This is a genomic window from uncultured Finegoldia sp. (assembly GCF_947252345.1).
Lineage (GTDB): Bacteria > Bacillota > Clostridia > Tissierellales > Peptoniphilaceae > Finegoldia.
In genome coordinates, this window is the sequence record NZ_CAMXVC010000046.1 from 1 (window position 1) to 8,089 (window position 8,089).

Below are 8,089 nucleotides of genomic sequence, written 5' to 3' on the forward strand. Positions count from 1 at the left end.
TGTCTTTGTCGGCGTTCTTGTACTTTTTAGTTTCCTTCGTCGCTACTGAATTGTTGGTTTCTTTTTCCAATGGCTTTTTGTCAACTTTGTTTTGTTTGTTGTCATCAGATGGTTTGTTGTCGCCTGATGGTTTGTTGTCGCCACTTTCATTTTTACCATTTAATTCAGATTTTGCTTTTTCGAGTTGTGATTTTGCTTTGTCAACTTCAGATTGTGTTGCATCCTTTTTATCAAGAACTTTCTTTCCTTCTTGCAATGCCTTATCGTAGGCATCCTTTTTAGACTTGTCTGCGTTTTTGTAGTTGTCAGAATCTTTTACGGAATTTTCCTTGTCTACTTCTGTTTGCAACTGTGACTTGTCTAATGTTTGTGCATCATTTCCGTTGGAACTTTCATCAGTTGTAGTGCCAAAATACTTATTCTTAACTAATTTTTCAGATTCGATTACAATAGATGAACCATCTTTGAACTTGATAGTCGCATTTCCTTTCTTATCAACCTCAATTTTAGTACCTTCTGGCAATGTGCTATTGCCATTTTCATCTTTGTTTTTATCTTGGATTGCTTTTATAACTTCTTCTATCTCGCTGTCACGTAATTCATATACGCTTACAACGCTCGTTCTAAATGGCAATTTTATTTGTGTTCTGTCAGCAAGAGTTTTGGCTTTTGCTTTTGCTGGTTTTGATGCGTTTTCTGCCTTGTCCTTGGCTGTTGCTGTCACTTCGGAATTTGCTTTTGTAGTTGCTTCTTTGATTGTGATTACGCCATTTTTATCGACTGTAATTCCGTCAGAATCTCCACTAATTGTCCAATTACCATCATCACCTTTTGTTGCAGTAGCAGTCTTTTGTTTTCCATCTTTTCCAAAATAAGAAACTTCCACTGTCTTAACATCATCGTCCTTTGGAGGTTGAATAGTTAATTTTCCATCATCTGAAGCTGTTACTGTCGGAGCAGATGGAGCTGTGATATCAGGAACTCCTTGAGTTTTTTCTTCTGAACTTACTTCGTCAGTTGTTTTTGCGATGGCTGTCACAGGTGTGTTTTCTTTTAGTTTGTCTGATTGAATTGTCACTACACCATTTTCATCAATTGTTAGGTCTTTTTCTCCGTCAGGAAGTTTCCACTTGCCATCAGCGTCCTTTGTGACTACAACTGTCTTTGGTTCCGTAGCATCCTTTGGTGTGTATTTTATTTCCATCTTTTCAGCGTTCTTTGGTGGTTCTACTTTCACATCGCCTGAATCTTTATCAGCTGTAACTTTAGGAGCTTCTGGTCTTGTTGTAATAACCTCTGGGTCTGATGTGTTGTTTGAATCATCTGTTGCCTTGGCAATTACACTTGTTCCTTTTTGAACTTTATCAGCCGGGATTTTAACTTTGCCATCTTCAACTGTTACTCCGTCTGGATTTTCTCCGTCAACTGTCCAGCCCTGAGCAGACTTTTTAACAGTTACAGTCTTATCTTTTCCAGTTTGTGGGTCTTTGTAAGTTATAGTTAAAGTTTGTGCGTCATCTTCTGTTGGTACTTTAACTGTCACATCTCCAGTTTTTTCATCAGTGTTAACTTCTGGTTTTGCTGGTGGTGTCAAATCAGCAACTTTTTGAGTTTTTTCTTCTGATTTTAGCTCATCAGCTGTTTTTGCGATGGCTGTTACTGGTGTGTTTGGTGTAAGTTTGTCTGATTGAATTGTCACTAGACCCTTGTTAGTAATTACTAAATCATTTACTCCTGCAGGAAGTTTCCATGTTTCGTCTTCACCTTTTGTGAGCACAACTGTCTTAGCTTCAGTAGCACCTGCTGGTGTGTATGTTATCTCAACAGTTTTTGCATTTTGTGGTGGAGTTACTGTTACAGCACCATTTTTGTCTTTTTCAACATTTGCATGGACTTTTTTCTTGACTTTTGATGTTACTTTTACATCTGATTTTTCCTTAGCTTTGCCCTTGGCGATTGTAACTACGCCTTTGTCATCAATTGTAAGTTCTGTTTCTCCGTCAGGAAGTTTCCACTTGCCATCAGTACCCTTTGTGATTGTTAGAGTCTTTTCCTCATCAGAACCATTTGGTGTGTATGTTATCTCTACACTATCGGCATTAGCCGGAGGAGTTACAGTTATATCTTTTGATTTTTCATTCTCAGTAACAGTTGGCACTTCTGGTTTTGTTGTTGTTGAACCCACTTCCGATGAAACATTCTTGTCATTTGATGCCTTAGCTATTACCACTGAACCTTTTTGAACATTTTCAGCTGGGATTTTAACTTTGCCATCTTCAACTGTTACTCCATCTGGATTTTCTCCATCAACTTTCCAACCAGCATCGTCTTTTGTAAGTTTTACCGTCTTATCTTTTCCATCTTTGTCTTTATAAATCAATTCAAGACTCTTAGCACCCTCTGCTGGTGGAGTAACTGTGACAGCTCCGTCATCAGCTTGCTCTAGCTTTGGAGCTTCTGGGGCTGTTGTGACTTTGTTGTTGGCATCAGTTTTGTTTCCAGAATTATCTTCTGCTACTACACTTACTTCGCTTCCGCCCTTAACCTTGTCTTTTGGCAAGTAATAATTGCCAGTAACATTGTCATATACTAGATCGGTGGATGATGTTGACCATTGTCCATTTTTGCCCTTTGTCAATTCAGCAGTCTTTTTCTCACCATTTGGAGCTGTGTATTTCACAGTTACTTTTGTAGGCTCACCCTTTAGTGAGGATGGGTCAGATATATCAACCCTTCCACCATCTTTGGCTGTTACTTTTGGAACTTCTGGTGCTGTCTTATCTGGAACTTCTGCTTTGGATTCTAGTGAATTTTCACTACCTACTACAGATTTTGCTTTGACAAGTGTTTTTTCAGCAGCGTTTCCTTTCAATATTGTTACGAATCCAGTTTTTGAATCAAGTACAAGACCTGTATCTGTTTTTATTTCTCCAGTTTGTTCATCTTTTGTTCCGTCAATTCCATCAAATTTCCATGTTCCGTCATCGTTTCTCACAACTTTGACAGTCTTTTCGTTTTGTTCCGGCTTGCCATCTTTTGCAGGAGTGTATGTTATTTCTACAGTCTTTGCGCCGTGAGATGGATTTACAGTGACATCTCCTGAGTCTTTATCTCTTTTGACTTCTGGTGCCTCTAGTTTTGCCTTTTGTTCTGCCGGCGTAGCCTTGTTTCCAGCTTTATCTTCGGTTTCTATCTTAACTGTTGTTCCCGGCCATACGTTACCTGCTGGAACGATTATTATTTTTCCGGTTTGTTCATCGATTTTTACTCCCGAGTTTTCCGGTGCCACTTTCCACTTACCTTGTTCATCTTTTGTAACCGTTACAGTTTCTTTTTCATCATTCTCGTTAGTGTATGTGATTGTGATTTTGTCTGCGTCTTTTTCTGGTGGAGTTATTTCAAAGTTTCCATTTTGGTCATTGACAGTGACTTTTGAACTTTCAGGTGGTGTGTGGTCTGGAACTTGTAATTCATTTTCCAAGGAAGAATTGCTGTCGCCCTTTATTGACGATGCTTTTATAGGGGTATTTTCCTTTGCAACTCCCTTGTCAAATTTAACAGTACCCGTATTGTCAACGCTGATTCCTTGTGGTGCATTTTCGATTTCCCATCCAGTTCCGTCTGCTTTTTTCTTTGCAACTATTTCTTTTTCTTCGCTTCCATCAGCAGGCGTGTACTTGATTTTTACTTTTTCAACATCTCCTTGTGGAGTTATTTCTATCGCTTTGTCGTCGTTTTCTGCAATCGTAGGTTTTGATGGCTTAGAATCTTGGTCTTTTTCTGCTTTGTTTCCCGACTTGTCAATTGACGAGACATTAACCTTTGTGCCCGGAGAAACTTGGTCAGCTGGGACAGTAAATTTGCCATCTTTAAATTTTACTGCTGAATCATTTGGCTCAATTCTCCATTTGCCGTCATCGCCTTTTGTAGCAGTTACAGTTTTTGGTTGACCTTCTTTGTCAGTGTATTTGATTTCTACTGTTTTAATGTCGTTATCTTCAGGGGCTTTTACTGTAATATTTCCTGTCTTGTCGTCGACTTCCACTGTTGGTTTTTCTGGTGCTGTCTTATCAGGAACTTTTACTGTAACATCGCCACTGTTGTTGTTGTTTTCGTCAGTTGCTTTTGCCGTTACATCTGTTTCATCTTTTGTAATGGCTTTCGGAACTGTTATTGTTTTTCCATCTTCAGAAACTTTTAGTCCAGAATCTGCTGGAACAATCCACTTGTCGTCATTGCCTTTTGTAGCAGTTACAGTTTTTGTTTGACCTTCTTTGTCAGTATAATTTATTGTAACTTTGTTTGTGTCATCATTTGCCGGAGTTATTGTAACATCACCGCTGTTATCACCCGACAACTTAACTTGTGGAGCTGTTGGAGCTGTCTTGTCTGGAACAGCGATTGTAGATTCTGTTGAAGGTTTTGAGTTTTTAGTTTTTGATGTGGCTTTTACTGGTTGTTTTTCCTTTGCTGTTCCTTTTTTGATTGTAACAGCGCCAGTATCTTCATTGATTTCTAATCCAGTAGCATCTCCTTCAAACTTCCACTTGCCTTGATCGTCTTTCTTGGCTGTGACTGTTTTTTCTGTTGTTCCTTCACCTTCTGGTGTGTATTTTATTTCCAAGCTGTCAGACTTGTCTGATGGTTTTACAGTGACATCTCCCTTATCATTCGTGCCGACTTCAGGAGCTTTTGGACTTGTAGTTGCAGATGTAGGTTCAGATTGCTTGTTGTCATTTTTAGCTACAACACTTATATCACTACCCGGTTGAACTTTGCTGTTTTCAATAGTTACATTGCCATTTTCATCTACCTTGACCCCGTCTACGTCTGGAGTAACCTTCCAACCACTGTCTTCTTTTGTTGCAGTTACAGTTACTGGGTTACCATCTTTGTCAGTATATTTTATCTCCAATTTTTTTGTATTAGTGTCGCCATTAGCAGGAGAAACTGTCACCTTGTCTTCTTTTTGCTCTACAGTTGGATTAATTGGCTTTGTCGATGGCTTAACAGTGTAAGGAATATTTACAGTTTCCTCTACTTTATTTCCGTTTTTGTCGGTAAATATAACCTTAGCCACTGCTGTATAATTTCCAGGCTCTTGGTTTGTATTAGGAGCTGTTACCCATTCATAAGTTGTGCCTTGTGTTGGGAAATATTTGTCCTTATCAGCGGAAATTTTATTCTTATCTATATTATTGTTATCAATATCAGCTTTAACTTGGGCTTTTGTTCTGGCATCATTTTTGCCAATTTTTGTGTCGTATTTTTCCAAATATGCGCCGATATAATCCTTAGCTTGTAGATTAGTTGCATCTTCACCTTTTTCCAATGACAATTCCTTCGCTGCAACTGGCAAATATGTCCTTACATTGATGGTGTTCTTCACAACTGTTTTGTTGCCGCCATTTTCTCCGAGATTATCTGTCGATGTGATTGTGATTACATAATCACCAACTTTATTTTCATTTGTCGCTTTTATTTTTAGTGCTCTCGCAAGCATTTGCTCATCTGTTGAGAACGCTAGTTTTGTTCTGTCGCCGTTGGCATCCAATCCCTTGTTTTCTGCTCCTTCAAACACAGTACCGATTGGTGCTCCTTCTTGTGTGAAGCTTTTTATTTGACCAGAGTTGTCACCAGTTCTATATGTGAATCCAAGTGAATTATCATCACCAATAAAAGCAGCATATCCAACAAAATCTTTGCCATTTAGTTGTGACTCGCTGTCTGGGGCTACGCCTGTGTTGAGCTTTGCCCTCCAAATAATAGGTGCCTTTGTGTCTTTTACATTGATTGGAACTGTAACTAATTGGACAACATCATCGCCATTTTTGTCTTTGTATTTTACTGTAACTCTTCTGAAAGTAAGACCTGTTTTGTGTAGGTTAAGGTCTGTGTTGCCTTCTCTGAGTTTCCATTCAAATGTAGTGCCATCTGGCAAGTATCCTTTTTTGTCTACTACATTTTCAAAAGTAGCATCAGTTGTCTTTCTGGCTTCTCTTGCTTTTGCGATTGCTTCTTTTATGGCATTGACGATTGCAGCCCTTTGATTTTCGTTGTCGTGTGTTTTATGGTAGACACCGATTCCATCTTCAGGTTTCAATTTGTTTTCGTAATCTTTTTCGTAGATTTCTGCTTGCAATTCTTTTATAGCCGCTGGAACGTACACTCTGACTTCTATTTTGTTAGTTACAGTTGTAGTGTTACCGCTAGGGTCTTTCGTAGTTACTGTGAACGAATATGTTCCTTCTTTTGCCTTGTCTGTTGCAGTTACCCAGAGTTTCTTGGCTACACAATTTTCATCATTTCCGCCAAATTTTGTTGCTTGTATGATATCATCTACGCCTTTTTTAAATTCTTCGAGTGTAGTTCCTTCAGGAAGACCTTCTGCTTTTAATTCAACAATAGTACCGCTGTTGTCGATGGCTTTGTAAGTGTAGAAGTTCTTGCCTTTGTCGTAATTAATACGTCCATTTTCTTCACCCATAAAAATAGGGCTGAAAGTAGCATCATCTAATTTGCCTTTTTGTCCTCTGCCGGATTCTTTGCCTCCGTTGTGCAATAATGGCGCTTCCTTGTCTAATACTTCCAATGGAACTTGCACTTCTTCTGTTATTTCTTTATTGTCAATGTCTTTGTATTTTACAAGAGCTGTGACATTTGTAGTACCAACTTTATCGAATTTCGGTTTTTCTTTTAGTGTATAAGTTGTTCCTTGTGGTTTGTATTTTTCTATGTTACCATAAACTAAGTCATCTTTTTTGTTGTTTTTTACTTCTTCGATAATAGAATTTCTGGCATTATCATCGTCGTATGCTTTGTAGTAAATACCAAGAGCGGCTTTGATTTGTTCTTCTGTTATATCTTCAGATTGTCCCAATATAGCTACTATTTTCCCAGAAGCTGCTGGAAGGTAAGTTTTGACATTGAGGTAGTTTGTAATAGTCAATTTGTTGCCGTTTTGGTCAATCGAAACTAACTTGATTTCGTTTTTGCCGACAGATGCCTTGTTGTCAGTAATCATATAGAATTTTTTGTTGACACCTTTGCTGTTGTCGTCTTCATATTTAAGTGCTTCTTTAATATCATCTACACCTTTGACAAATTTTTCAAATTCCGAACCAGAAGGTTGTTTTTCAAGGTAAAAGTCTTTGATTTTTCCACTATTATCAATTGTTTTGTAAGTTACAAACCATCCGGATTTGTTCTTGCCTTGTTTTCCGTTAGGGTCTCCCATATAAGAATCGTATGGCAATGTGTAACCATCTAATGCAGTAGGGTCTCCTTTTGGTGAAGTTGAATAGTGACCATTATTCATCATTTTAGGTGGCTCTGTATCAGCTTCTCTGTCTTGTCCATCTGATGTTACTGCTGTTCTGTCGAGTTCAGCCGACACGTCTAATTTACTTGGTTGGTTGTCGTCAACTGCTTTTGTGATTAATGATATTTTTTTGCTCGCAAAATCAGCGTCGTCTTTGATTTTTTCGAGTTCTGCTTTTAGTTTGTTCACCATTGCATCAGTAAACTCGTATCCCTTGTCAGCTGCTTGTTTTTTGATGTTCGAAATCTCACTATCTGTCAACAGTTCACTCACAACGGATTCTTTTTTTGTATCATCCTTTTGTGAAGGTTTTTCTTGTTCTTTATTTGTCGTAACAGTTCTGTCTTGTGTTTTTCCTTCTGTTTTGTTCAATGGCGAGTTGGACACTCCATTGTTTTGTTGTGTCACTTGTTGCTCAACGTGTTGTTTGATATGATTTTCCATATCGTTGTCAACTTGCGTAGCATAGCTCACGCTTGTCAACGCCGGAATGACAAGTGCTGTTGTCAACAGGCATTGGCAAGTTCTTTTTATAATTTTGTTTTTGCTATTGCTGTTAGCGTTTTCGTGTGTCATAATATCTCCTTTGTTAATTATTTTTGAAACCGAATGGTACGGCAAATTCTTACACTAAACATTTTCATATTTTTAAAATTTTATTCATCGTGTCAACAAATTCAAATTATATAAAAATGTTTGTTATTACTTTTTATTTTATAACTTTTTCTATTTAAAATCAAGTCTGTCTCTTATACACATCTGACGCTG

At 38.0% G+C, this 8,089-nt stretch carries 1 protein-coding gene; it reads right to left on the reverse strand.

Annotated elements, in window-relative coordinates; translation table 11 throughout:
* On the reverse strand, window positions 1-7,897 hold a 7,897-nt coding region (locus Q0X02_RS07630), incomplete at its 3' end, for a hypothetical protein (protein ID WP_297813926.1).
* Window positions 7,898-8,089: the final 192 nt, after the last annotated feature.